At 40.3% G+C, this 26509-nt stretch carries 21 protein-coding genes and 1 riboswitch; of the genes, 13 read left to right on the top strand and 8 right to left on the bottom strand.

Translation table 11 applies throughout. The annotated features are described in order from the left end of the window. Positions 1–22: 22 nt before the first annotated feature. Complete coding sequence (locus tag QL984_RS00185) at positions 23–904, bottom strand: NAD(P)-dependent oxidoreductase (protein ID WP_028835102.1); 882 nt, start codon at positions 902–904, stop codon at positions 23–25. Between the two features lie 120 nt (positions 905–1024). Here QL984_RS00185 and QL984_RS00180 point away from each other — a divergent pair, with 120 nt between their 5' ends. Both QL984_RS00180 and QL984_RS00175 read left to right on the top strand, forming a co-directional pair. Continuing rightward, on the top strand, positions 1025–1567 hold the full coding sequence (locus tag QL984_RS00180) for a glutathione peroxidase (RefSeq protein WP_028835101.1): 543 nt from the start codon (positions 1025–1027) through the stop codon (positions 1565–1567). Between the two features lie 88 nt (positions 1568–1655). Continuing rightward, a complete protein-coding gene (locus QL984_RS00175; RefSeq protein ID WP_290171827.1) occupies positions 1656–2636 on the top strand; it encodes a 2-hydroxyacid dehydrogenase in 981 nt (326 codons plus the stop codon). 84 nt (positions 2637–2720) lie between these two features. On the opposite strand, the gene QL984_RS00170 is transcribed toward QL984_RS00175, so the two are convergent. Next, complete coding sequence (locus tag QL984_RS00170; protein WP_290171826.1) at positions 2721–4043, bottom strand: sodium-dependent transporter; 1323 nt, start codon at positions 4041–4043, stop codon at positions 2721–2723. Positions 4044–4209: 166 nt separating this feature from the next. Here QL984_RS00170 and QL984_RS00165 point away from each other — a divergent pair, with 166 nt between their 5' ends. Then, positions 4210–4968 (top strand): 4'-phosphopantetheinyl transferase superfamily protein, encoded by a 759-nt coding sequence (locus QL984_RS00165; RefSeq protein ID WP_290171871.1) that lies wholly within the window; start codon positions 4210–4212, stop codon positions 4966–4968. Here QL984_RS00165 and lysC read toward each other — a convergent pair. Further along, positions 4945–6336: a lysine-sensitive aspartokinase 3 gene (gene lysC / locus QL984_RS00160; protein ID WP_290171825.1), complete on the bottom strand. Its 1392-nt coding sequence runs from the start codon at positions 6334–6336 to the stop codon at positions 4945–4947. The genes QL984_RS00165 and lysC overlap by 24 nt on opposite strands. Before the next feature lie 75 nt (positions 6337–6411). Beyond that, positions 6412–6584: riboswitch (Lysine riboswitch) on the bottom strand. A 98-nt stretch (positions 6585–6682) separates the two neighbouring features. Then, the gene (gene nhaD, locus QL984_RS00155) at positions 6683–7930 is read right to left on the bottom strand and encodes a sodium:proton antiporter NhaD (protein WP_013465139.1); all 1248 of its coding nucleotides are present in this window, start codon (positions 7928–7930) and stop codon (positions 6683–6685) included. A 196-nt stretch (positions 7931–8126) separates the two neighbouring features. On the opposite strand from nhaD, the gene QL984_RS00150 reads away from it, so the two are divergent. The 5 genes from QL984_RS00150 to QL984_RS00130 all read left to right on the top strand — a co-directional run bounded on the left by QL984_RS00150 (position 8127) and on the right by QL984_RS00130 (position 13897). Continuing rightward, positions 8127–9398 carry a hypothetical protein gene (locus QL984_RS00150; protein WP_096038509.1) on the top strand — a complete coding sequence of 424 codons (1272 nt, stop codon included), beginning with the start codon at positions 8127–8129 and terminating at the stop codon, positions 9396–9398. Positions 9399–9403: 5 nt separating this feature from the next. Next, positions 9404–9952 carry a hypothetical protein gene (locus QL984_RS00145; RefSeq protein ID WP_290171824.1) on the top strand — a complete coding sequence of 183 codons (549 nt, stop codon included), beginning with the start codon at positions 9404–9406 and terminating at the stop codon, positions 9950–9952. Next, positions 9949–12741 (top strand): ATPase, encoded by a 2793-nt coding sequence (locus QL984_RS00140; protein ID WP_290171823.1) that lies wholly within the window; start codon positions 9949–9951, stop codon positions 12739–12741. The genes QL984_RS00145 and QL984_RS00140 overlap by 4 nt, the downstream gene beginning before the upstream one ends. Positions 12742–12845: 104 nt before the next feature. Next, on the top strand, positions 12846–13397 hold the full coding sequence (locus tag QL984_RS00135; protein ID WP_013465143.1) for a DUF4136 domain-containing protein: 552 nt from the start codon (positions 12846–12848) through the stop codon (positions 13395–13397). Positions 13398–13597: 200 nt separating this feature from the next. After that, on the top strand, positions 13598–13897 hold the full coding sequence (locus QL984_RS00130; RefSeq protein WP_029750492.1) for a hypothetical protein: 300 nt from the start codon (positions 13598–13600) through the stop codon (positions 13895–13897). A gap of 395 nt (positions 13898–14292) precedes the next feature. Here the strand turns inward: QL984_RS00130 and QL984_RS00125 are convergent, their stop codons facing one another. Next, complete coding sequence (locus QL984_RS00125) at positions 14293–14796, bottom strand: peptide-methionine (S)-S-oxide reductase (protein WP_024602958.1); 504 nt, start codon at positions 14794–14796, stop codon at positions 14293–14295. A 202-nt stretch (positions 14797–14998) separates the two neighbouring features. Here QL984_RS00125 and QL984_RS00120 point away from each other — a divergent pair, with 202 nt between their 5' ends. Further along, entirely contained in the window at positions 14999–16852 is a 1854-nt protein-coding gene (locus tag QL984_RS00120; protein ID WP_024602957.1) for a TonB-dependent receptor, read from the top strand. A gap of 371 nt (positions 16853–17223) precedes the next feature. On the opposite strand, the gene QL984_RS00115 is transcribed toward QL984_RS00120, so the two are convergent. Continuing rightward, on the bottom strand, positions 17224–17487 hold the full coding sequence (locus QL984_RS00115) for a YkgJ family cysteine cluster protein (RefSeq protein ID WP_008109286.1): 264 nt from the start codon (positions 17485–17487) through the stop codon (positions 17224–17226). Between the two features lie 171 nt (positions 17488–17658). Between QL984_RS00115 and QL984_RS00110 the strand changes: the two genes are divergently transcribed. From QL984_RS00110 to QL984_RS00100, 3 genes are all read left to right on the top strand, one after another. Beyond that, positions 17659–18834 (top strand): efflux RND transporter periplasmic adaptor subunit, encoded by a 1176-nt coding sequence (locus QL984_RS00110; protein WP_024602956.1) that lies wholly within the window; start codon positions 17659–17661, stop codon positions 18832–18834. 3 nt (positions 18835–18837) lie between these two features. Further along, complete coding sequence (locus tag QL984_RS00105; RefSeq protein ID WP_024602955.1) at positions 18838–22011, top strand: efflux RND transporter permease subunit; 3174 nt, start codon at positions 18838–18840, stop codon at positions 22009–22011. 173 nt (positions 22012–22184) lie between these two features. Next, the gene (locus tag QL984_RS00100; RefSeq protein ID WP_024602954.1) at positions 22185–23639 is read left to right on the top strand and encodes a serine hydrolase; all 1455 of its coding nucleotides are present in this window, start codon (positions 22185–22187) and stop codon (positions 23637–23639) included. 27 nt (positions 23640–23666) lie between these two features. Here QL984_RS00100 and QL984_RS00095 read toward each other — a convergent pair whose 3' ends face one another. Further along, positions 23667–24602 (bottom strand): LysR family transcriptional regulator, encoded by a 936-nt coding sequence (locus tag QL984_RS00095; protein WP_024602953.1) that lies wholly within the window; start codon positions 24600–24602, stop codon positions 23667–23669. Between the two features lie 127 nt (positions 24603–24729). On the opposite strand from QL984_RS00095, the gene QL984_RS00090 reads away from it, so the two are divergent. Continuing rightward, the gene (locus QL984_RS00090; protein WP_008109298.1) at positions 24730–25386 is read left to right on the top strand and encodes a nitroreductase family protein; all 657 of its coding nucleotides are present in this window, start codon (positions 24730–24732) and stop codon (positions 25384–25386) included. A gap of 44 nt (positions 25387–25430) precedes the next feature. Here QL984_RS00090 and QL984_RS00085 read toward each other — a convergent pair whose 3' ends face one another. Beyond that, positions 25431–26489 (bottom strand): S66 peptidase family protein, encoded by a 1059-nt coding sequence (locus tag QL984_RS00085; protein WP_013465157.1) that lies wholly within the window; start codon positions 26487–26489, stop codon positions 25431–25433. Positions 26490–26509: the final 20 nt, after the last annotated feature.

The raw sequence follows: 26509 nt of genomic DNA, 5'->3' as shown, positions 1-26509 counted from the left end.
CAGTTTACTTTTACCAATTACATTACTTTTTATGCAGTGCTTCAATACGCGCTAGTAAACTTGATGTGTCGTACCTGCCGCCGCCAAGAGCCTGTACATCGGCGTAGTATTGATCGACCGTTGCAGTCATTGGCAGCGTTGCACCATTATTTTTAGCTTCATCAAGGGCAATACCTAAATCTTTACGCATCCAATCTACAGCAAAACCAAACTCGTACTCGCCTGCCCACATTGTTTTGTAGCGGTTTTCCATTTGCCACGAACCAGCTGCGCCTTTAGAAATGGTTTCTATTACTTTTTCGCCATCAAGCCCTGCTTGTTTAGCAAAATGTAAGCCCTCAGCTAAGCCTTGCACTACACCAGCAATACAAATTTGGTTGACCATTTTACATAATTGTCCAGATCCAACTTCCCCTAATAACTGGCTAAAACGGCTAAACGCCGCCATGATAGGTTGTGCTTTAGCAAATACCGCTTCGTTGCCACCAGCCATTACGGTTAATACCCCATTTTCAGCACCTGCTTGACCGCCCGATACTGGCGCATCAATAAAGTCGATATGCTGTAAAGCCGCTTTTGCCGCAACTTCACGCGCTACCTCAGCAGAAGTAGTTGTGTGATCGATTAAAATCGTGTTTTTGTCCATACCAGCTAAAACGCCATCATCGCCGTATACCACTGACCGTAAGTCGTCGTCATTGCCAACACACATAAATACCATATCGGCACCACTTGCAGCTTCACGCGGGGTAGGTGCAAAACTGCCGTTAAAATCTTCAACCCATTTTTGTGCTTTAGCTGCTGTGCGGTTATAAACACATACGCTGTGCCCCGCTTTTGCTAGATGCCCTGCCATTGGGTAACCCATTACGCCTAAACCTATAAATGCAATTTTTACTGACATAAAAATGACCTATTTAACTGATAACTTAGAAATATAAGCTCGATTATGTCAATCGGCCGCTAAAAAAGCGAATGAAAGTCTTTTAAAATTTCCCTCATACGGAAATTAGGTAGGTAATCTATGGATAGTATTTATCAATTTAACGCACCACTTTGTAATAACGATGATTTTTCTTTGAGTCAGCTAAAAGGAAAAACGGTTCTTATTGTTAATACCGCCAGTAAATGTCATTTTTCTGCGCAATTATGCGCGCTAGAAAAGCTATATCAACAATACAAAAACGATGGGTTTACTATTTTAGCCTTTCCGTGTAATCAATTTGATAAAAATGAGCCATTAGAGGGAATGGCCATTAAAGACTATTATCAAAAACATTTTTCAATTAATTTTGAGGTGTTTAATAAGGTCATGGTAAATGGCCCAGATACGCATCCACTGTTTGGTTATTTAAAGTCTCATACACGGGGTATTGCACAAAACCGAGCAATAAAATGGAACTTCACTAAGTTTTTAGTTAATGCACAAGGGCAGCTGGTTGCTCGCTATGCACCGCGAACTAAACCGGAGTCATTACATAATGTAATAACAAGCTGCTTAGAATCAGTGCCCGTTATAAAACCGACGACCGCTCGTTTAGGAGTCCGTTCGGCTGCATTAAAATAATCCTGTCGTAATTAAAACAACAAGAGTGAAGCATCTATAGTAAGAATAGTTTATGGTAATAAAATAATTGATTACTTGGAGCTAGTTAATGGATATTGCTTTTTTTAGTGCTCAGAAATATGAGCGACCTTTTTTTGAGCAAAGTTTAAATGGCTTTTCTAACATCACTATTACTTATTTTGAGCAAAGTTTATCGGCGCAGACGGCAATATTAGCTAAAAACTTTGACGCTGTGTGCGTATTTGTCAACGATACAGTAGATAAAGCAGTGATTGAGCAACTTGCCATATTGGGTGTTAGCGCTATTTTATTACGCTGTGCGGGGTTTAATAACGTTGATTTGCCCATTGCCAAACAGCATAACCTAAGCGTATTACGCGTACCCGCTTACAGCCCTGAGGCAGTAGCTGAACATTGTGTTGCCCTTATGCTCACCCTCAGCCGTAAAACACACAAAGCTTATAACCGCGTACGCGAAGACAACTTTGATTTAAATGGCTTACTCGGGTTTAACTTACATAACAAGACCATAGGGATTATAGGCTGCGGTAAAATAGGCTTGGCACTGTGTAACATTTTAAATGGTTTTGGCGCTAACGTTTTAGTGTGCGACCCTTTTGCAAAACCAGGCAATTACACTATTACCGATTTAAATACCCTACTTGCCCAAAGCGATATAATTTCACTGCACTGCCCGCTGAGCGAAGACACGCATCATTTAATCGATGACGCTGCATTTAATAAAATGAAAACCGGGGTCATGCTCATTAATACTTCTCGCGGTGCGCTGGTAAACAGCCAAGCGTGTATTAAAGCACTTAAATCACAAAAACTGGGGTACTTAGGGCTTGATGTGTACGAACAAGAATCAGAACTGTTTTTTAAAAACCACAGTGACGAAATAAATCAAGACGATATATTCTCTCGTTTAGTGAGTTTTAGAAACGTGTTAATAACAGGGCATCAAGGCTTTTTTACTCAAGAAGCTCTAACCGAAATCGCTAATATAACATTACAAAATGCATTTGAGGTTACTCAAGGAAATAGCTTAACAAACGAAGTGCTATAGCGCGGCTAAACAAAAAGCAAAAAAGCGAACAAAATATAGTGTTCGCTTTTTTGTTATCAATAACACATGAGTTATTAACGCGTTCTAGCCAAACGCAACGTTTGCAAATACTAAGGTCATTAGCACTGGGCAGACAAAACGAATGTACTGAGCAAACCAATAATGTGCACCAGAACTTGCTTGATGAAGCTTATTACCACGTTGCCATAGCCAGCCTACCGTTATAAAGTAAAACAGCCCCATTAACGGCAATTGGTATTGAGTAAATACCATAATCACTAAACCAAATAACCAATCAAAGTTTAAAATAATGGTACTGGCACAAACAAATACAATTGCACTGACTGTCCATGTTGCTTTGGTTCTATCTACACTGTGGTTTTCAACCAAAAATGCCACAGGGATCTCAGTTGATGAAATAGTTGAGGTAACTGAAGCTATCGACATCAATACAAAAAATAATAAGCCAACCAATAAACCAATTTCACCCATAGTGCCAAATAGCTCAGGTAATATGGCAAAAATAAGTTGTCCCTCACCAATTAATTTACCGTTATTAAATACTTCAACGCCATTGTACTGGGCAACATAAATAGCCGGAATTATTAATAAGCCCGCCAAAAACGCCACGCTGGTATCAAGTAGCGCAACACTTGCGGTTAATTTTGGTAAGTTAGCTCCGGGTTTTAAATATGAGCCGTAAATCATCATACAGCCTACCCCAAGCGACAACGAAAAGAACGCTTGCCCCATTGCGGCAATAATTAAATCAGGGTCGAGTATTTTACTAAAGTCAGGCACTAAATAAGCAGCAAACCCTTCGCTTGCGCCATCTAACGTTGCAATATAAATAATAAGCCCAATAAGGAGAACAAGTAAAAGCGGCATTAAACGGCGTGACCAGGTTTCTATTCCCGACTTCACCCCTTTTAAAATAATACTGGCGGTTAAAATAAGCATAAGCGGCGTAAAAATAAAATTACGTAACATAGAGTCGCTATGTAAAAACTCACTCAAGCTATGCAAGCCAAAAAAGCTACTTATAGGCTCTATAGCGTAGGAAAGCATCCAACCGGCCACAATAGAGTAAAAACTTAACATAACGATGGCACCGGCAAGGCCAATATAGCCTGCTGCGGCTCCCACTTTAGGGGCGTGATCTTGCCATGCTTGGCTTAGCGCTTTAACAGGGTTAGCTTGGGCTTTGTAACCTAAATACAGCTCGGTGTATAAAGCAGGTAACGCCAGCAAAAAAATAACGATAAAGTAAACCAGTAAAAATGCGCCGCCACCATGATTAGCAGCCTGCGTAGGAAAACCCCATATATTACCTAAACCTACGGCTGCACCGGCTGCTGCCAATACAAAACCTAGTCGACTTTGAAAACCATCACGCACTTGTGCCATACACCTACAAATCTGTTATTATTTTAACGAATGCGAATTAAACCATATTTAAGAGCCACTGAGTAATAAAAATGTACTTAGCGCTCACAACAACTAACAACCGCTCACAAACTATCCAGCTTTGGGTAATAAATATGTAATCGGTCGTCATTTATAACGAGCAATGATGAGTGTAACTTACTTTGAAAACCAGCTAGAAATCACGCCCGCTTTAGCAAATAACAGCCATTGCATTGCGTTGCTTAACGCGACCACCCTCAATGTGGGTGAATTTGATTTACCCCACTATTTAAGCCCTTTTGAGCTCAATGTTATTAATCGGCGTAAAAATCCACAGGCTAAACAAGAATATTTAGCCACACGTTTAGTGCTTAAATACCTAGTAAAATCCGCTTGTTCTTCTTATGCATCATTAAAGCTGTGTGATATTAGTTCTGAATTTAACCCCGATAACAGTAAATTAGAATTACATATTAAAAATACAACAGGCGTGATCAGTTGCTGTATTTCTCATTCTCATGGTTTTGTAGGTGCAGCGTTAAATGTAGCATCAACTCAATTTGGCTTTGATATTGAAAAAATTAGTTTAAAGCGCCCTTTTAATAAACTCGCTAAACACTTTTACCACCCAGCCGAAGTGAGCTTAATAACCGATACAGATAACTTAACAACTCAAGCACATCATTTCTTTAGGATTTGGACATTAAAAGAAGCGCTGGCTAAAGCCACCACCCGCCCTATTGCTCAGCTATTAAGCCCTAATGTGTTTAACGAACTTAATAACGCCCAGCTTACAGCCTGCAGCAATACCGTGGTTGGAGCACATAACGACATGTTTGATATTAGCGTTGTGGCAAAAAAAAGCACCGACTGGCGGTGCTCAATAATGACTATTAACGATTTACGCAGCGCAATCACTTTCTAGTAATCGACTATGAATCGCTTGAACCACTGCATCAGACTCGCTTTGCTCAACTAAAAAGCACAGGTTGTGTTTACTCGCACCATGGCAAATGAGTCTAATATTAAAGTCACTTAATACTTTCATTAAATTCATTTCATGTTGGCGCAAAACAATTTCAGAGCCAATTAACGCTACCAGCGTTAAATTGTTTTCAACCGATACATGGCAAAATTCAGCGAGTTTATCTAAGCACTCTTGATCTAGCTCTGGGCGTGATGCATTAGGCGCATTATCAAGGGTAATTGCTACACTAATTTCAGAGGTGGTAACCAAATCTACCGAAATATTACACTCACTTAAAATAGTAAATATACGCGCTAAAAAGCCACTGGCTAACAGCATTTCTGGGCTTTTAAGGGTTAATAATATTTGATTTTTACGTTGTGTTACCGCACGAATACCAGGTAGCTGCGATTTTTCACGTTCAATCCACGTACCGCCAAGTTCTGGCTCTGTGCTTGAGCCAACAAACACATTAATATGGCTGCGACTGGCAGGTAAAATAGTTGCCGGATGCAATACTTTAGCGCCAAAGGTCGCCATTTCTGCTGCTTCATCAAAACTTAAACGCGCAATAGGAGTGGCTTTTACACACAAACGAGGATCGGTGCTAAAAATACCTACTACGTCAGTCCAAATATGCACACTTTTAGCGTTAATAGCCTCAGCAAGCAGTGCAGCGCTATAATCTGAGCCGCCTCGACCGAGCGTGGTCGTTAAATTGTTTGCATCGCTACCAATAAACCCTTGGGTCACAATAACGCTATCATCAAGCAGCGGAATTAAATGTGCTTTAGCGGCTTGCGCTGTGGCGGCCACATTTGGTGTTGCTTTACCAAATTGGCTATCGGTTTTAAGCACCTGGCGCACATCAAAACGAGTGGCATTTAAACCCTTTAACCTTAGTACTTGGGTAAATAAGTACGACGATAAACGCTCGCCAAAGCTAAGTAGCTCATCGAAATGCTGCTCAGTATTGAGTGTTTGTGCCGCCAACGTTTGAAATGCATCAAGCGTTTGATTAAACCCAAGGGCTAAATCCTCATCTAACGACAGGTCATTTAAAATAGCCTGCTGAATCGCAAGGACACCATCAATATGCTGTTGGCGTTTAGTGGCTTCAATACCCGCTTTGCAAAGCTCCACTAAATGATTGGTCACTCCGGCACTGGCGCTTACTGCAACAATACGTACATTTTTATCGTTTACGATAATTTCGCTACAACGGCTCATCGCCTCAAAGTTAGCAACGCTGGTGCCACCAAATTTGGCAACAATGTAATCTGATTTTGTGCACTGTGAACTTTGTGGCACTGGTTGGGTAGTCATTTCGTCTCCTTTCGCGGCATCCAAACCGCAATAAAACAAGAAGAACTTGGCAGGAAATAAAGATAAGAAAAATCTACTGCCAGAAGCTCTCCACCTAAATTGGTGACAGTTTTGAGGATTCAGCCCCATAAACCGAAAAACAATGGTAACGACCCATTATTTTCCTCGGCGAGTACTTCCCTCCTTAATGATCGCAGGCTGTCGTTGCCTCACATTAAGTACCTAAGTATCGCACCTCTTCTGAATGTATTATTAACCTGTGGCTAATAAAACAAAACCGCACTAAGAGTGCGGCTTTGAAAGTTATCGTTTAGACGTCTAGCTGTCAAGTCGTTTTACTATAAAATCAAATAAAACTACCCATTAAGTAAGAGCCCGCATAACCAAAGGTGTAACACAGTAATAAATACAGCGATAAGCGAAGGTAACTTGCAAACGTCAGCTCTTTTACCTTACTCATGGCTATAATACCGGCCGCCGAGCCAATGATTAGCATAGAGCCACCTACACCGGTTGCATACGTAAACGACAACCAATGCTGTTGACTCATTACAATGTCGGCTTTTAATAACGCTGCCGTTAGTGGCACGTTATCAACACCTGCGGATAAAATACCCATTAAGTAGTTTGCGTACTCTGGCGCCATTACCGTATACAAATTAGTAAATTGGCTCAGTACCCCAACTTCTTTTAATGCACCAACAAGCAGTAACACACCCACGAAAAACAATAAGGTGTCGTACTCTATATCGCGTATAAAATCGATCATATCTTTGTTGATGTCTTTTTTGCGCATTAAAAATTGCGCGACTAAAAACATAATAGATAAACCCAATAAAAAAGTAAGCAGAGGCGGTACACTGTATAAAACACTCAATGTAAGCGTAGCAATAACCGTAGTGAAGAAAATAACCGCAATGGTTATGTCGGTTTTTTCAATACGTTTAAATTTAGTTTTTTTAAACTCGAGTTGCTTATTCATGCCAATTGATAACAAAGTAGCCAGTAATAATACACTTAATAACGCAGGCACAATTAACAGTAATAAATTGCTAATTGTTACTTTACCATCAAGGAAAATCATAAGTGTGGTTACATCACCCGTGATAAGTGATACACCACCGGAGTTTACAGCAAATACAATAAGCGTGGCGTACTTAACTAGTTTTTTGGCTTCAAGCTTTAATGACATAATCACTGCCAGTGATATTAGCGTGGCCGTAACGTTGTCGGAAATAGATGAAAATAAAAACGCAAAACACCCCACCAAAAACATCAGCTTACGCTCACTAATGCTGGTTGGCATAATCCGGTTCACAACATTTTCGATAAGTCCTTTAGAGTTTAAATAGGCGACAAAGGTCATTGCGGCCATTAAAAACAGCCATAAAGAAGCAATTTCTAAAATATTGTGGTCTAGGAGGGTTTGAATCGTTTCGGGGCTTTGCCCATTAAGAGGAAAAATAAAGGAGATAATCCAACAAAGTGTACCAAAAAATAGTGTCGTTTTTGCTTTGTTTACGTGGATCACATCCTCAATAACGATAAGCAAAAATGCAATCGCTATCAGCGTCAGGATAATCGAGGAAACCATGATATTAAACAACCTTCGGGGTTAAGTAAAAATTGAAACCATGTAAAAAATATACCCACAAACTCTATGTGCCTATATTCGGCGCGGATACTATCACTAAGCGGGTGTAAAAACTATTATTAAATCGTCGCAAAAACGAATACCATATAAGTTCGAGAAATATAAAATAACGAATACTAGGAAGTTGCAACGCCTTATGATCCCAGCTAAAAAGCTACTTAATACCCTAAATGAACACTGGGGTGTATTAGAGCTATTATTTAAGCGCTTTAAAATGGCCGACTTTAGTATTAAAGATCTTCAAAATGCCATTAAGCAAAAGCAACCCACGTGGAATAATGAGCGTATTTATAAAGAAACCAACCGGTTATTAAATCAAGAAATTATTATTCCGCTGGCTAAATCGTCACAACTGGAAATTAACCGCGCCGTTGCCGACTTTGCCACCTTTTTACTGCAAGAAGAACATTTAGGCTTAGCACAAGAAATTAGTGTCTTGGTTGATGATTTGGCCCGTTTAGGTAATCGGCTATCTAATGCCGGTGAAATGGAAGATTTTGATGATTTACGCCGCTTTAGCCGTATTATGGATGATCGGGTGCGTAAAATAATCAAACTGTTTTTACACAACGAAAACGCCATTTTAAATATTGTTGAGCAAGCCAAATCTAATAATGCAGTGCAGTCGCTACAAAAACGCTATAAAGCCGTGATAGAAGCGTTTGATGAATATATAGAACCCATGCTGGAAATGGTGGATATTAGAGGCGACTTTCATGCCTGCTTTACCCTTATTGAGCAACAAATTAGCACCCAAATAGAACATATTGAACGTTCAGGCAAAGCGTACAACGATAAACGCATGCTTGAACAATTGCGTACCCGCATTCTAGAAATGCACCTAGTTGGCCGGATAAGCTTACGTAAAAGTGCCGATATGTTAATGCCACTGCGTGAAGAGTTGCGCCGTAATAACCTTGTTACCCGCCAAGTAGCAAAAGTATTAGGGCTAATACGTAAAAATGGGGTAGATAATATGCTCAGCGCCGTGCAGCCACATTTTGTAAGCGATGCGCAAAAGTATTCATTGGGTCAACAGCGCCATATAGTAGCCTACATGGCAAGCCTGGCTGAATTTGAGCATCATGAATATCAGCTACCAGAGCAAAACGATGTGCCTGCGTTTGTCACACCAAACATTCCTGACTATCACGATGTAAAAGCGCAGTTTGCAAAACGCTTCAAAAAGCAGCGTAAAAAACCACAGCCTCTGCTGCAATTTTTAGACGAAAGCTACCCAGAGCTTGAAGCCGATGAAATGCTGTTTTTGTATCAAAAACTAGTGAGCGATACCACCCTACACATTAGCCAAAGCGATAAAAAAGCCCGCGTTAACATTGCAGGCCAGCACTTTTCTTTGTACCCCTTTAATTCAGAGCCTCAGGCTGATAAAGCCGAGCACGAGTAATGACCATGACACAGATAAACTTAAATGAGCTTTCTCACTTACAAGCCATTAATAAAAAATTAGTCGCGGGTTACCACATTTGCGAACAAGACACCGTAATGTGGCAAGAGCTTGACCAACAAATTGAAGCCTACAGCGCCTTATTCACAGCATTAGGCCATGATTTAAAACACGACAGTCGTGGCTTTTATTATTTTGCTAGCGATGAAAGCACCCCTAATATGGGCAAAATATCGCGCGCGATAGCGCTCACTATTTATATATTAATCGAACACTTTGCCAACACAGGTAAAGACCCAATGCGTGCATTATTTGATGAGCCAAACGATTTAGAGCTAATGCAAACCTTGGTACAACTTAATAAACATTTATTTGATCAGCTAGAAATATTCTCGGGTTCTGATTTACGCAAAGATGTGTATTTACGCATGGTGCGTTTAGGCCTTGCCCGCGAAGTGGAAGGCAGCTTTATGCTACAGGCGCCAATTCATCGCTATATTGATGCCTTAATGGAAGTAAATGAAGAAACCTTTTTAGGAGAGGACGAGGAATGAAAAACTTATACGGACTGAGTAAACTCGCCCTACTTAATACCGCAGGCTATGCAAAGTGTGTGATCCCACTTGATAAAAGCAGCTCTATTTGTGCCCCTAACAACACAGGTAAAAGCTCAGTAATAAATGCTCTGCAATTTCCGCTAATTAACGATTTACGCCTTACCGAGTGGGATGGCCACGATTTAGATGAAACCCGTAAGTTTTATTTTTCATCTGATCAATCGTACATTTTATTGCAAGCCGATTTACCCCATGGCTCAGTTGTCATTGGCGTGGCAGGCTTAGGTAAAATTGCCGGTTATGCACACCAATACTTTTGCTATCAAGGCAAACTTAATTTAGCCCAGTACACCAAAGGCAATACCATTATTAAGTTTACCAAGCTGTTTAATCACTTAAAGCAGCAAGGTTACAATCCGATAGAGCTTAAAGCGCAAGAGTTAAACGCCCTACTTACAGGCGGTGCAACGCAATTTGATGGTGAGATCAATTTAAAAATGATCCCCCTTAACAACGTTCAAGACTCTGCAATATACAAAGAAATATTTCGTCGTATTCTTAATTTACATAAATTAGGTGCAAACGACGTTAAGCGCTTTATGTTACGTGTGTTTGAACGCCACATGTCAAATTCAAAGGTCGACTTTTACGAAGTATGGCGCCGGTCGTTTGATAAAGTAAACAGCGCAAAACGTGAATTAAAAGTCCTTGAGTCAATGCAAGAGCCCATAGCCGCCCTAGAATCTATGCTTGAAAACCAAACCGTTCTTAAAGGTAAACTGGCCGCTTATGCACCAAAAATTGACCAAGCACTGATTGATTTTGATACGTATCAGGAAGAGCAACTAAGCGAGCTCAACATCGCTCTTGAAGATATTGAGCACGAAAAACACGAGTTTGAACAAAAACAAAGCTTATACGTTCAACAATCGCGCGATATAGAGCGCAAACAAACCCAAATTGAACAGTGGTTTTTAGATTACAACGCTCTTAAAAGTGAGTTTGAGCTGGTTAATAAAGCCACGCTCAAAACCAGCTTAACGCAGTTAAAAAATGACTACGAGTCGTTGTCACACTCAATAACGAGTGCACAAGGTCAAAGCCTGCACACCCTTGATTACCGCATTGGCGAAACACAAAAACAAATTAAAAGCTTAAAGTTACAACTTAAAAACTTAGAATTTAATTTATTCACTCGTATGCGTGAAGACTTATCACTGAAAGAAGTTGAAGAAATATCGCGACTATTAAACCCCGATCTTCTCTCCTTTGCTACCACCAGCAATGGCGATATCACTATTGATGATGACGATGCTTTCGGCGAATTTTTAGCGCAGCTTAGTGAAAACGTAAAAGGCGGTGTACTCACCCTGCCCGGTGCCAGTATTAAGCTTAAAAAACTCTCGCCTGTGCAAATGCAAAGCGGCGAAAACAAAGAGCAACTGAGTGCTCAATTAACCGCACTTGAGCAATCATTAAAAGAGTTTAAACAACAGCACGAAGTGGCCGCCAATGTTGCAGATAAGCAAAAAGAAAAAGACGCGCTATACGATGAGCTTATGAGTGCTGAAAGTGCACTTAAACGCTTAGAGCAATTTGAAGTGATGCAACAATCGGTTGACGCCCAAGCAATGCTAAAAGAGCAGCTTTTAGCCGAACGCGAACAAGTTGACGACTACCTACAAGATATTCAAAAAAACAGTGGCTCAATTGCTGATAGACGCTCGTTAATTAAATCAAAACAAGCGCAAATTAATCGTCAAACAGAGCGCCTGCGCCAAGTTAAAACCGAGCGTATTGACCACACGTTAGATTTATACAGTGGTAAAGTGACACCTTACATGATTGATATAAAAATCGATTTTGATAATTTAAGCGATTTAATTCACCACTTTAACAAAGACTGCCAAGAGCTACGTAATTTCGATATAAATGTACGTAATACTTATATGCATATTTACAATGCAGGTATTACCAAATTCGATAACGAAAACGATGAGTTTAGTAAATACCAAAAACTTATTAGCGCGTTTCATAATATTGATAACGAGCGTGATGCCGTTGAGCGCCAAGGTCGCGTTGCCCTCACCGAAGTGGCCGCCACGATTAAAGGCTTACGTGAAGATTTGGACCGCCTACGCCGTGAAATGAATAGCTTTAATAAAGGCATAAGCCAGCATCGTATTTCAAACCTGCAAGCGTTTAAAATTAATATTATCCCGCGCAAAATGTTGGTAGATAGCATTGATACCATTATAAGTACCTCTAACCAAATTGAACAAGGCGATACTCTTGATTTACTTAGCCAAGAGCCGTACAGCGAAAGTGCGGTAAACGACGCAAAAGATCATTTAATTAAACTCGCCTCAGACAAAGCAGGCCTGACCCTTACCGATTTATTTGATATTCGTTTTGAAGTGGTTAACCGCGCGGGCGAAACCGAGCACTTTGAAAAAATAGATTCGGCTGGTTCAAATGGTACGCGTATCACCATTAAGCTGTTATGTGGCATGTTGTTTATTCGTTACTTATTAAGCGATCAGGAACAAAACTTATACCGTATACCTATTTACATAGATGAAGCGGCTGATATCGATCCGCAAAACCAAAAAGCAATTATAGAAACCGCCCTGAGCTTTGGCTTTGTGCCAATATTTGCTTCGGTTAAACCGCAAATAAGTTGTGATTATATTGTGCCAATTCGTTCGGTAAAAAACGGCGCACAAAACTGGGTAGATGAAAAAGATTGGATTGAGGTTGAACATAAAGCCTCTCTACTGGACTAAGAGTTAATTGGCTATTCATCTTAGCCAGTTACACTTATTTTTAGATTTTAAATTACCCTCGCCCATGGTAGTTTAAACAAACGCACTTTATTGGAGCAAACGGTATGAAACATATATTTATTGTCGCAGCACTGGCGCTACTTACCGCCTGTACACAAACGCCCGATTGGGATTACGATAAATCAGCAAACTTTAGTAACTACAAAACGTTTGCTTGGGTAGAAAACGCGAGCCTAACTAAAGACACGAATAACTACCAAATCAGTGGCCTTATGGAAAAACGCGTTCGCAATGCGGTAAACAACCAACTAAGCCAACAGTTAGGTATGCAATTGGTTGACGTAGCGCAAGCTGATGTACTTGTTAATTACCATGCAAGTGTTGATAAAGAGCTAGAAGTAGATACCTTTAATGTAGGCTACGGTGCACGTTGGGGTTACTGGGGCACAGGCTTTAACCACGATGTAAGCGCACGTGAGTATGAAGTAGGCACGTTAGTTATCGATATTATTGATCGTGAGTCAAACCAATTAATTTGGCGTGGTGCTAAAGATGGTCGTTTAAAGAAAAAACAAACACCATCACAACGTGAAGCCGCTATTAAAGAAACGGTTGCCAATATTTTAAGCAACTTCCCGCCTAAAGCGCAGCAATAAATTTTAATTAATATTTAAAAGCCCGCATGTTCGCGGGCTTTTTTATGGCTTAAAAACTGTTTGCCTATAATGTAATAAGTTGCGCATTAACAAGGTGATAGCTCAATGCTATAGTAACCATGTTACAGGGATAAAGCTTAATCAATAAGATGTTTAGTAAACCTAGTGTTTAAAGTTGTGAGGTAAATTAAAGGATTAAAATGAAAGAAACATGCCCAAATTGTAAAAGTAATTTTGCAGCTAAAGATATAAAAAATATTAACAAAAATAGTATTTTTATTGAAAAACAATGCCCTTCTTGTCAAACATGGTTTTGTTTGAATAAAACACTAACGATTATAAAAATTATTGGTATTTTTTTATTGTTAATAACCAGCCTATTAAATATCTTCAATATTAAGAGTGAATACAGTCTGGTTTTTTCAAGCATTGGCTTAGTAGGCATACTAATGGCAATCATTATTACTTTTTTTGGCCAAAATGAAGCAATCAAAAAATAAAAAGAAACCAAAAGTAAAATATGTAGATATAAGTAATACGAGAATGCTATTGAATCAAATCGCATTCTCTTTAGTCTTTTGGGCTTTAGGCCTTTTATCTATTTTATTTGCGATAAAGTTTATACATGATGGCTATATTCTGACCCCAACAGATTACCGGGTCGAATCTGACGTTTATTTCTTTTCAGCGTCGCCGTTTACTTATCTATTTTACCTTTTTCTTTATTTAGGAACTGGGATCTACTTTTTAGCTGTGCCCTACCTTTTTAGAGATATGTTCCCTCGAAAAAAGAAAAAGCCTAATAAATCTAAAAAAAAGCATAAACGAGGTAACAGCTAATTTTAGCTTTATTAGTTACCAGCCTTTTTTATTTAAATACGCATCAATGAAGTTGTTATTTATACTTGTGTAATAAATCAAGTGGGATATGGCAATAATCATCAGGGTGATTGGTTAAACGCTCTTGATGCTCGGGATCGCTAGGGACATAATTAGTCAATGGCGCTACTTGTACCGCTATTTTTTCAGCATCATCACGCTGGCTAATATAGTCTCTGGCGATGTTTAAATGATTACTGTCTTGGCTAAAAATGGCGGTGCGGTATTTTTCGCCTACATCGTTACCTTGTTTATTGATACTGTATGGGTCAATAATCTCAAAAAAATAGCCGATTAATTCATTTAAGGTCACTCCTTGAATATCAAAGGTTACTTTCACGCATTCGGCATAGCCATCGTATTCACCTTGTGTTGTGTTACTAGTGCCATTGGCACGCCCCGCCTCAGTAGTCACTACTCCAGGTAAATACTTCATAAATTCTTGCACGCCCCATAAGCAACCACCAGCAAAATAAAGTGTGTGCTGATTTAATGAATGGCTCGGTTGTTGTGTTTGCATAATAAAGTGACCAATGTAAATAATTTATAGGATGCAGAGTTACTATTTTGTAACGCTAGGTTTGATTATCAAATGCAGTTTTTTATCATTAATGTACAATAGCGCCCAAAATCACCCTAGCTTAGTGAGCTTACCTTATCATGTGATAAAAAGTGATAGGTATTTAATTGTTAGCGCCATTGCATAAAATGAGAATAATGATATGAATCGTGCCCCGCACCTTATTATACCGGCTGTACTAGCCAGTATTTCGACTGTTGCTTATGCAGAACAGAGTAAAGAAACAGCAACCATAGAACAAATAACAATTGAAGCGTCTCCCACTGCCAATACCTTACCCGTTGGTACATTTGATTCACCTATTTCAAATTTAGAGTACGACCCGCGTGTTGACTTGCAATCACGCAATATGGCTGAAGCACAAGCTGATGTAACGATACGCGGGGGTATTTTTGAAAATACCGGCTTTAGAGTCGGCAGTACAACTCTACTCGACCCGCAGTCTGGTCACTACTTTGCAGAAATTCCTATTGCACCACAAATGCTAACGGGTGCCAGCGTATTAACCGGAGCCGATAACGCACTTTATGGCATGAATAGCTCGGTAGGTACTGTGTCGTTTGCTTGGAAACCAATAACAACCGGTGGCAGTGTCTCTTTGGGCGCAGGCTCAAATGACTTTAACCTACAAACAATTCATGCAGGTGTGAGTACTCCAATTGAAGCAAACGCTAATTGGCGTATTGGTTTTGAAGGTGAATATTCGCACTCACAAAGTGATGGTTCAATTGATTTTGGCGATCATGACTTTACCCGTACTTCTGGAAGAGTGCAGTTAACTGGGAGCGATTCACAAACTGATTTATTTTACGGCTTACAAGAAAAGTTTTTTGGTTGGCCAAACCTTTATACCCCCTTTGGTGTAAATGAAACCGAAGACTTAGAAACCCAATTATGGATGCTCAACCATAAGCAAGCCTATGCTACCAACAGTGAATTTGAAGTATCGGCTTATTACCGCAAGCATAACGACCATTATGTTTATTCAAGAGAAAACCCAAGCGCGTTCCAAGCATTTCATGAAACACAAGTAAAATCATTGGCTATTTCAGGTCGTCATGCGCAAACAAAGTCAGTTGCGGTTAATTACTCGGCGCAATATATAGAAGACAGTATTGACTCCACCACCCTTGAAAATAACTTTACTTCACGTAACTACTTTAAGCTTAGTGTATTACCAGAATACACAACAGCACTAGCAAGCAACCAGCAACTAACGGTGCGTTTAGGGGCTGCATTTGATAACACCAGTCGTGATGACTCTGAGCTATCATTGATTGGTGATGTTAGTTTAAATACCCATAATAACGATGGCACTGAGCGTACATTGTATTTGTCGTATGCTGAGGCAAGCCAAGTAGCAGGCTACACCGCCATTGGTGGCAGCGAGACTGGTGGGTTGTTCAGAAGTAACGCTAATCTTGAGCGCGAAACCACTAAAAATTTAGAGCTGGGCTTATTGCTTGAGCAACAAAGCTGGCAGCTTAATTCCGCACTTTTTTATCGTAAAGATAACAACCTAACCGATTGGACATTTAGCTTTGATTCAAGCTCAGCGCGATTTGCACAGCCGGTTGATATTGACACCACAGGCCTTGAGTTTTTAGCCACTAAACAATTTAATAATACAGAAATTGTTGCCAGCTATACCTACTTACATAAAACAGAAACCTATGGCGCTGAAAATGTTGATGCTAGCTTTTATGCCTTAAATTTTCCTGATCATCGTGTAACGCTCGGTGCAATTTGGAACCCGACGGATAAGTTAGAGTTTCGAGTAGATAATGAATGGCGTAAACAGCATAAAAATGCCCTTCGCCGTTCAGATGACGAGGCACTATTTACTCAGCTGACGTTAAAAATAACCCCAGCTACACTGCAAAATTTCTTTATTACTTTAGCAGCGGATAATTTGTGGGATGAATCGTTTGAAGAAATCCCAGGCACGCCGGGTCGCGGTGAGCAATATACGCTGAGCGCCACGTATAGCTGGTAACAATTTAGCTCAGCGAGGGTGTATCCCACGCTGAGCGTGTTTTTTAAATTGAAATAATAAACAGACTAGCAACAAGCTGACTTAAAAATTTCATACCGCAGCTCGCCCTACTTTACGTACTCTAAAAGCCCAGCGCCTCTTCGCCCTCTTTGTACATTTATCATTAAAACCGTATGAACAAAGAGAATTGAATGAGAAGAAAATGAGAAAAACACGACTCACTAAACCAAGTGACTTTGTGTCTAAGTCACTTACTCTTAAAGCGCAGTGTCTCTTTGCACTCTCTCAGTACTACTTTTAGAAAGACAAAGTAAGTGACTACACTTTTCAAGCGTATAAATTGTAAATATATGTGTATTTAATACAATAAATTAGGTTAATTGCTCTAATTCTGTAATTAACGTTAATGCGTGTTCATTGGTTGTCCCGCATACATCTAAAGTGGCGCTAAAATCACTACACACTTTAGGGCGCGACTCATCACCAAATAGCTTACATAAATTACGCTCATCCAGCTGAATACAACGTTCTCCGGCCTTTTTACCATTTGGCATACCCGGTATTGGCGAGCTAATACTTGGTGCAATACAACATGCTCCACAGCCTAAACGGCACGCCATTGATTGTGTTTTCATTATAACCTCAGTAATAAATTTTAATTATATTGTTGCTGCTTTGCATACAAACAGAGCGATTTGTTCTATTTGTAACCGCATTATGCAATGACTTGTTACATCTTCAAACACACTGTAAACACTTTATTGCGTATCATTAGTTCATCAGCACAATTTATGAAGGAATGCCCTGTGGCGACTAAAAAACAAATAATACTCCCTATCGCGGTCCTTGTTGGTGGCATCGCCCTTGCAGCGGGCTTTTCAGCAATGAAAAAACCACCAGAAGAAAAACCAGAACAAGATACTCGCCCATTGGTTGCAGCACAACCTATTCACCTTGATGCAATCACTCTCGATGTTAAATCGTACGGTATTGTGCAACCTAAAGACCGCACTGAGCTGATTGCTCAGGTAAGTGGCCAAGTTATTTCTGTTGCAGGGCAATTTGTTGAAGGTGCCTTCGTAAAGCAAGGAGATATTTTAGCACGAATTGACCCAAATGATTACGAAGCTGATTTAATTGAAGCTGAGGCTGGGCTCGCCCAAGCAAGTTCAGCGCTTGAGATAGAACGTGCTCAAGCGCATGTTGCTAAAGCTGAATGGGAACGCATTAAAGCAGACTCAAGTGATATCACCGCCTCTGCGCTTTATTTACGTAAACCGCAATTAGCAGAGAAAATGGCGCGTTATCGCTCAGCACAAGCAAGTGTAAAACGTGCTAAACGTAATTTAGAACGCACTTATATTAAAGCCCCCTACGATGCAATTATAAACGCGCGTAGCATTAGTTTGGGTTCTGTTGTAAATCCAGGTAATAGCTTTGGCTCACTCAGCGCCACTTCGGTCGCTGAAGTACGTTTACCGGTTGCCGATAAAGAGCTTCAATACTTAAATAATGGCGGTATTGGTGCAACAGTGTTATTTAGTGCGCAGTTCGCGGGCAAAGAAACCACATGGCAGGCTAAAGTGGTACGCAGTGAAGGGGTGATAGATCAAAAAAGCCGTATGAGCTACTTAGTGGCACAATTACCAACCCCATATGCTAACAAAACTCAACCATTGCGTTTTGGCTCCTATGTTAACGCTAGCATAGAAGGTCGTGCAGTTAATAACGCCATTGTTGTGCCACATCATTTAGTCAAAGAAAATAAAATTGCGATATTAAATGACGATTTAACCCTGTCGTTTAAAACTCTCAATATTATACGTGAACAAAATGGCATGGTGATCGCAGACCAAGGGCTTAATGAAGGTGAACAGCTAATTACTTCTGCCCTTGAATACCCTACCGAGGGAATGGCGGTAAAAATTGAAGACGTTGTAACAACCCCAGACGTTACTCAACTTGCATTGAAACAGGAGTAACTTATGTCTACACGTGAAAAAGGCCTAATTGCATGGTTTGCGCGCAACCCTGTTGCAGCAAATCTATTGATGATATTTATACTTATTGGTGGCATTTTAACGGCGTTTACTATTCGCAAACAAATGTTTCCACAATTTGAAAGTAACTGGATCAGTGTCTCCGCGGTATACCCTGGCGCAGCCCCGCAAGAGGTTGAGGAGGGCATTACCATAAAAGTCGAGGAGAACCTTGAGGGTATAGAGGGAATAAAGCGCCTTATCACCTACTCCAATAGAGGCTCTTCACAAGCGTGGATTGAAATAGAAGAGCAGTTTGACCCGCAAGAAGTACTCGATGAAATTAAAGTACAAGTAGATTCAATTAATACGTTTCCTGCGGGTATGGAGCGCCCTATTGTTCGTCGCGATAAATACGAACAAGAAGTAATGATACTTGCGCTTTACGGTGACATGAGTAACTACCAACTTAAAGAGCTCGGAAACGATATAAAAGACGAGCTTCAGGCACTGCCTAATATTAATTTAGTTAACTTTAATGGTGGCCTTAATTACGAAATTGGTATTGAAGTAAGCCCAGACAAACTGCGTGCTTATGGATTAACGTTTAGAGATATTGCCAGTGCAGTGCAAAGCTTTTCTGCCAATATGTCAGCTGGGCAAATTCGCTCTGAAAATGGCTATATTTCAATGCGCGTTGAAAAACAAGCCTACCGTGGTAGCGAGTTTGCAAAACTACCACTGATCACCCTTGCCGATGGCGCGCAAGTTTATTTAGGTGACGTTGCCACCATAAATGATGGCTTTGAAGAAGGCCTGCAATACTCAAAATACAATGGTAAAAACTCATTGTCGTTTGAAGTAAACGCCTCTAAAGATCAAGATATTACCGATGTTGCTAAAGTACTTAAAACCTATATGGCTGAAAAAGAATCGCAACTGCCTGCAGGTGTTAAGCTCTCTCCTATTGTTGATTTAACTTACTACCTCGAAGGTCGCCTCGATATGATGGTCGACAATATGATTTGGGGTGGCTTATTAGTTATGTTGGTATTAGCGCTGTTTTTACCATTACGTTTAGCTTTTTGGGTAATGATGGGTTTACCTGTGTCATTTTTAGGTGCCTTTTTGTTTATGCCAATTGGCTTTTTAGATGTCACCATTAATTTAGCCTCGTTATTTGCCTTTATACTGGTGCTTGGGATAGTGGTTGATGACGCCATTGTTGTGGGCGAATCTGCTAGTGCTGAAATAGAAAAACACGGCCATACACTCGATAACGTAGTACGCGGCGTAAAGCGCGTGGCAATGCCAGCCACATTTGGCGTACTTACCACTATTGCGGCATTTTTACCGCAAACTCTTGCCACAGGCCCTGGTGCGGCTTTTTCTAAAGCCATTGGTGGGGTGATTATTTTATGTTTAATTTTCTCACTGATTGAATCAAAACTTATTTTACCAGCACATATTGCAGCAATGAAAGACCGTAAACCAAATCCAAAAAACCCGCTTCACCGTGCACGTAAAGTAATGGATAACGGCCTAAAAAGTTTTGTTGATAACTACTACACCCCGTTTGTTGGTCGCTGCATTCATTATCGCTATACCGTAATTGTCGGTTTTATGTGTTTACTGATTGTCAGTGCGGGAATGTTTGCCGGTGGTTTAGTTAAATTTGTGCCTAATCCTAAAATACCGCACGATTTTCCTCGCATTGATATAGAAATGAACTTAGCGTCTTCTGAGCAAGCAACGCTTGAGACAGCTAAAAAAGTAGAGCAGCTAATACTGAGCGTTGATAACCAGCTCAAAGAGCAATACGGTAAACCGATGATCCGCGATTTATCAGTTAGCTTACGTGGGCGAACGCAAGCAAACATTATGGCTATTTTAGTTGAACCCGACCTGCGCCCTATTGATACCTTTGCACTGAGTGCCTTATGGCGCGAACAAATGCCTAACTTACCGGGTGTTAAAACCCTAACCATTCAAGACAGTATTATGAACGGGGGTCGAGACGATGGCGATGTAAGCTTTAAACTCGAAGGTAAAAATGCACAAGTACTTAAAGAAGTTGCTGGTAAGCTTAAAACCAAGTTGCAAAGTATGGAAGGCGTAGGCGATGTTAATGACTCAATGCAAAGCGCTACCGATGAAGTACAGCTAGATTTAAAACCACTTGCTTACAGTATGGGCTTAACCCTTGCTGATGTGGCCTCTCAAGTAAGCTTTAGCTATTACGGTCTTGAAGCACAACGTATTCTTCGCGAAGGTGAAGAAATTAAAGTGATGATCCGCTACCCAGAAGATGAGCGTAACTCAATCAGTGATATCGACAGCGTACGTATTATCACCCCAACAGGCGCTGAAGTACCATTAAGTGAAGTTGCTAATATTTCATTAGTTGATGGGGTTAATCGTATTCGCCGTGAAAATTCAAAACGTACAGTAAACGTGTGGGCTGCGGTAAATACTGACCAAGTAGAACCCTTTGCCATTGCACAACAAATTCGTGATGAGTACTTACCTTCATTACTTAAAAACTACCCAGGGGTACAAAGTAATGTGGCTGGTCGTATTCAAGAGGAAATGGATAGCGCTGATGAGCAATTACGTGACTTTGCGCTATCGATGATCATAATTTTTGCATTATTGGCTATTCCTCTGCGCTCTTACTCGCAACCATTAATTATTATGTCGGTCATTCCATTTGGTGTGGTTGGCGCCATGTTTGGCCACATGGTACTAGGTATGACCATGAGCAGCTTATCGATGTTTGGCATTATTGCGGTAGCCGGTGTGGTGGTTAATGATTCACTTGTTATGGTGGATTTTGTAAACAAAGCCCGTGCAGAAGGTGTGGCAATAAAAGAAGCGGTAATGCAAGCCGGAGCGCGTCGCTTTAGAGCGATATTACTAACCTCTGTTACTACTTTTATTGGCGTAATGCCCATTATTATGGAAACCAGTTTACAAGCAAAAATTGTAATACCTATGGCCGTATCACTCGCCTTTGGTGTGCTGTTTGCCACAGTAATTACGCTTATTCTTATACCGTGTCAGTACGTTGCGCTTGAAGATTTGAAACGAGTGATACGTAAATTTCGAGGTAAAGAGTCGACTTCGGATACGAAACTGAGTAATACCATAATGGTAGATAAAACCACCCCTTCTCACTAATAAATTTGTTATCCCAACCAACAAGCCCGAGCTATTTACAACTCGGGCTTTTTATTGCAAAAAATAAAAAAAAACAAGCTGAACACAAAATTGCAACACGAAATAAGTTTACTTTTCATACTAACCACGCTAAAAATTCATTTTAAAACAAACAATAATAATTAAGGAAAATTATGAGTCACAAGACTAGAGTTTGGCTAACTCAATTATTAGCTATGAGTGTACTTTTTATATCTACAATAAGCTTAGCCGCTAATAAAGCCACAGAAATTGATTCTTTCATACAAGGCTTTCATGAGTTAAAACAATTTAATGGTAACGTGTTAGTTGCCAAACACGGCGAAGTTATTTTTGAAAAAAGCTATGGTTACGCAAACTTTGAATGGGATATTAAAAACACATCACAGACCAAGTTTCGAATAGGCTCTATTACAAAGCAATTTACAGCCCTACTCATTCTACAATTGGTTCAACAAAACAAAATACAGCTCGATGCCCCCTTAAGCACTTACCTACCCGGCTATCGTAAAGATATTGGCGATAAAATTACCATTCGCCAAATCCTTAACCATACTTCAGGCCTAAGTAATTATACTCATGCAAAAGCATTTAGAGATGATTACAGCCGCAACCCTTACAGCGTTGATGAGTTTATAACGCTGTTATGTAGTGATGATTTATTATTTGAGCCCGGTACACAATTTCGCTACAGCAATTCAGGCTACTTTATTTTAGGTGCCGTGATTGAAAAGGTCACTCAACAAACATACCAAGACGTACTGCAGCAGAACATTTTTACCCCGCTGAATATGCACAACAGCGGTTATGACTCTCATGAAAAGCTGCTCAAGCAACGTGCATCTGGTTATAACAATAACTTAGACGGTTACACTAATGCCGATTATCTAGATATGTCTATTCCCTATGCCGCGGGGTCTCTCTATTCAACCGCCCGCGATCTCGTAAAATGGGACCAAGCACTTTATACAAATAAGCTAATAAATGAAGAGCTAAAAAAGCAAATGTATACCGTATCGCAGCAGCGTAATTACGCATTTGGCTGGGAAGTTAATCAATTAAGTGCTTATAAATATGGCAAACCACTAACACAAGTACAACATGGTGGAGGTATAGATGGATTTAATGCATTTATTAGTCGTATATTGGAAGATCAGCTACTTATCGTGATTTTAAATAACACTGGCGGAGCTCCGCTCACGCCTATGACGAAAGGCTTAACCAATATTGTTTATGGTAAATCTTACGAGGTAGCAACCGAAAATGTTGATAGCATGCTGTTTCAGGCAATAAAAAGTGGTGGCATTAGTGAGTTAAATAAGAAATACGCAGAATTGGTCTCTAGTGGCGATACTCCTCGCGAGCGCTCAATTAATTATTTTGGCTATGAACTACTCGAAATGAAGATGATAAAAGAAGCCATTGCTGTATTTAAACTCAATGTGCAAACAAATCCAGACTCTGCGAATGCCCACGACAGTTTAGCGGAAGCATATTTAGCTGATGGTAACATTGCAAAGTCACTTGAGTTTTATCAACAAACTTTAGAGCTCGACCCTACGAGTGAAAATGCATCCCAGGCAATTAAAACACTCAGCAGCAAACTTTAAATCAACATGCACTTGGCTGGAAAAACATCATTCAAGTGCACTTTTTGCTAAAACACCTTTATCAACTAACTGTTGTAACAAACGAGTAGCTTTTTCTCTGCACACATCTCTTAGCAATCTCACTGCTGGCGTAATGGATTGGCGGCTTGGGCATATTAACCAAAGTTCGCCACAGGTGTGTTGATAACCAGGCATCAGCGTGATCACGCGATCATTTAGCAAATCATCTGCAATATCTAACGCTGATTTAACCGCTAAACCTTTACCTGCCACACACCAGCGCCTTACTAAATCGCCATCGTTTGAGGCACGTCTGCCCTGCATTTTTACTTTGTATTTTTTTTGGCCATCGGTAAACTCCCATACATTATTGATAATATCTTGCAGCTGATAAAATAACCCTTGATGCTGCGCTAAATCATCAGGGTGCTCTGGCTCACCATATTTAGCTAAATAGGTAGGTGTAGCACAGAGTAGTCGCGGTACGTTGCAAATTTTAAATCCATAAACACTGCTATCACTTGGGGAGCCATAACGCAGTGCAATATCAACCGAATCACGAAAAAAATCGATATTGCTATCGCTAATGTGCGTACGCAAGCTCACACTTGGGTACCTATCCATAATGTCATCAATCCAGGGGATCACTAGGTTGCGCCCTAAATCAGATGAAGTAGCCACCCGCAATTCTCCCTCAATAGCATCATGTTCTCCTTTGAGGTTTTGCCTTGCCGTTTCAAGTACAGCCAGCGCTTGTTCGCATTGGGGTATGTACCGCTCCCCTGCACTGGATAAACGCAAATGGCGAGTTGTTCTAATAAATAATTCGCAGCCAAGGGCTGATTCTACGCGCTTAATAGCCGCACTGGCGGTTGCTGTGCGCATATCTAACTTAGCAGCAGCTAAAGTAATACTTCGACACTCTGCTACTTTTAAAATCAGTTTTAAGTCATCAATCTGCATATTATCTATTTTTATTTGATAATGATTCAATAATTATGCTGTTTATTTTAAATAAAGCAAATTGTATTATGTTGCTCATACACTCAGTGAACACTGTTTATTAGCCCTTTTTTATTATGGAGAGACTATGACTCACCCTATTATTCGCGACCTTGAAAGCCGCCATACTGCTAAACGTTACGACGCGACAAAGCGCATTTCTCAAGACGATTTAACGGTATTGTATGATGCTATGCGTCTTTCTCCTTCGTCAATTAATTCGCAGCCTTGGAAATTTGTAGTGATTGAATCAGACGCTGCAAAAGAGCGTATGCACACTACCTTTGCTAATAAGTTTCAATTTAATCAGCCACACATTAAAGCGGCGTCGCACATTATTTTATTTGCTCATAATCCGCAATATACTCGTGAAGATTACGGACACGTAATTGATGCTGATATAAAAAATGGCCGAACTCAAAAAGAAAACCGCGAGCAAGCTTTTGGCGCCTTTGCGTTTGTTGATTTAAATACCGATGAGCAAGGTAATAATGCCGCGTGGACCAAAGCACAAACCTACATTGCTTTAGGCAATACTATGCATGCAGCAGCACGCTTAGGGATTGATACCACGCCGATGGAAGGCGTTGATGCACAGCTGATTGGTGAAGAGTTTGCAAGCGAATTAGACGGCTACATCTGTGATGTGGCACTTGCGCTGGGTTACCATGATGCAGAAGAAGACTACAATGCTAAGCTGCCAAAATCACGTTTAAGCAAAGAACAAGTAATTCAGGTTTTATAAGTCAAAGCTGCTCACTTTAAATTGTTAGTGAGCAGCTCACTTTATTAGGCTAGTTTTGTGACCACAGACGCACTAATAACTTTGCCTTGATCAACATCTGCGGTAACAGTGCATAAAGCTCCATTGATTAAATTTAAATTAGGAGGGATGTGACCAATATCGGCATCAATGATCACCGGAAATAAACACCCGCCAAAAGCGGCATTTAAGCCTTGGCGATAATCAAACCCCGGATCTTGCCCCTGTAAGGTTACATGGCGGCCAATAATCACCCCGTTTATATCATCAAACATACCGGCTAATTTGAGTGACAATAAAAACCGTGCAACCGTCGCAGGCGTGAGCTCTGCGCTTTCTAAATAAAGCACAATACCTTGCGAGGCATTATGCTTTTTAAACTCATGCAGTGCTAAAAAAGGCGAATCAAGCAACAGCCCAACCGTATCAAGACACCCACCAAACAATCGCCCTGACATTTCGATACTGCGTTTATCGGTGTAATTTAAACATTGCCACTGGGTTGGCGCGCTGTGATCAAATAATACGTTTGGGTTTTGTGCATAATCAGGCTTGCTATGTTGATGGTAAGTCGAGGGGGCTTGCTCAAACTCACTATTAGCCTCATAGCTTAGACTTTCAAAAATTTGTAAACAATACGGATCTTTTTCATCGGGGTGTAACTGAATTAAATTGGCGCTATGCAGTGTTGCCCAATTACATTTTGCTGTCAGTGCACAAGCAATCGTGCTGACATCTGAATAACCCACCAACCATTTAGGTTTGGCATTTTTAATTGCGCCAAAATCAAGTAACGGCAATATTTCCATTGCCAGCTCTCCGCCCATTGGCGGCATAATCGCATCTATTTTATCATCCAATAAAAAGTCCATTAATTGCTTGGCATGCTGCTTAGCAGTAAGTTGAGTTCGCGGCTCGTTTTGACGTAAAAACTCCCCTTCAACAACCTCATAACCTCGATGTTTTAAGCCATTAATGACGATGTCTAACCGTGGGTGATATTTTGATTTGATCCCCGCTGATAAAGAACACACGGCGATTTTAGATCCCACTTTTAAAGGTGCTGGATACAGTATATTTGCCATATTATTTCCTTATTGAAGAA

Source organism: Pseudoalteromonas sp. APC 3495, from assembly GCF_030407645.1.
In the GTDB taxonomy this organism is placed as follows: domain Bacteria; phylum Pseudomonadota; class Gammaproteobacteria; order Enterobacterales; family Alteromonadaceae; genus Pseudoalteromonas; species Pseudoalteromonas tetraodonis.
Note: the sequence above shows the minus strand (reverse complement) of the source record. Positions and strands in the feature narration are given on the sequence as shown.

Bases quoted from the DNA above. Each gene is read 5' to 3' on its own strand.
- QL984_RS00185 (WP_028835102.1), bottom strand. From the start codon at position 904: ATGTCAGTAAAAATTGCATTTATAGGTTTAGGCGTAATGGGTTACCCA.
- QL984_RS00090 (WP_008109298.1), top strand. From the start codon at position 24,730: ATGACTCACCCTATTATTCGCGACCTTGAAAGCCGCCATACTGCTAAA.
- QL984_RS00140 (WP_290171823.1), top strand. From the start codon at position 9,949: ATGAAAAACTTATACGGACTGAGTAAACTCGCCCTACTTAATACCGCA.
- QL984_RS00130 (WP_029750492.1), top strand. From the start codon at position 13,598: ATGAAAGAAACATGCCCAAATTGTAAAAGTAATTTTGCAGCTAAAGAT.
- QL984_RS00150 (WP_096038509.1), top strand. From the start codon at position 8,127: ATGATCCCAGCTAAAAAGCTACTTAATACCCTAAATGAACACTGGGGT.
- QL984_RS00135 (WP_013465143.1), top strand. From the start codon at position 12,846: ATGAAACATATATTTATTGTCGCAGCACTGGCGCTACTTACCGCCTGT.
- QL984_RS00180 (WP_028835101.1), top strand. From the start codon at position 1,025: ATGGATAGTATTTATCAATTTAACGCACCACTTTGTAATAACGATGAT.
- QL984_RS00095 (WP_024602953.1), bottom strand. From the start codon at position 24,602: ATGCAGATTGATGACTTAAAACTGATTTTAAAAGTAGCAGAGTGTCGA.
- lysC (WP_290171825.1), bottom strand. From the start codon at position 6,336: ATGACTACCCAACCAGTGCCACAAAGTTCACAGTGCACAAAATCAGAT.
- QL984_RS00175 (WP_290171827.1), top strand. From the start codon at position 1,656: ATGGATATTGCTTTTTTTAGTGCTCAGAAATATGAGCGACCTTTTTTT.
- QL984_RS00170 (WP_290171826.1), bottom strand. From the start codon at position 4,043: ATGGCACAAGTGCGTGATGGTTTTCAAAGTCGACTAGGTTTTGTATTG.
- QL984_RS00165 (WP_290171871.1), top strand. From the start codon at position 4,210: ATGAGTGTAACTTACTTTGAAAACCAGCTAGAAATCACGCCCGCTTTA.
- QL984_RS00100 (WP_024602954.1), top strand. From the start codon at position 22,185: ATGAGTCACAAGACTAGAGTTTGGCTAACTCAATTATTAGCTATGAGT.
- QL984_RS00145 (WP_290171824.1), top strand. From the start codon at position 9,404: ATGACACAGATAAACTTAAATGAGCTTTCTCACTTACAAGCCATTAAT.
- nhaD (WP_013465139.1), bottom strand. From the start codon at position 7,930: ATGGTTTCCTCGATTATCCTGACGCTGATAGCGATTGCATTTTTGCTT.
- QL984_RS00105 (WP_024602955.1), top strand. From the start codon at position 18,838: ATGTCTACACGTGAAAAAGGCCTAATTGCATGGTTTGCGCGCAACCCT.
- QL984_RS00115 (WP_008109286.1), bottom strand. From the start codon at position 17,487: ATGAAAACACAATCAATGGCGTGCCGTTTAGGCTGTGGAGCATGTTGT.
- QL984_RS00125 (WP_024602958.1), bottom strand. From the start codon at position 14,796: ATGCAAACACAACAACCGAGCCATTCATTAAATCAGCACACACTTTAT.
- QL984_RS00120 (WP_024602957.1), top strand. From the start codon at position 14,999: ATGAATCGTGCCCCGCACCTTATTATACCGGCTGTACTAGCCAGTATT.
- QL984_RS00085 (WP_013465157.1), bottom strand. From the start codon at position 26,489: ATGGCAAATATACTGTATCCAGCACCTTTAAAAGTGGGATCTAAAATC.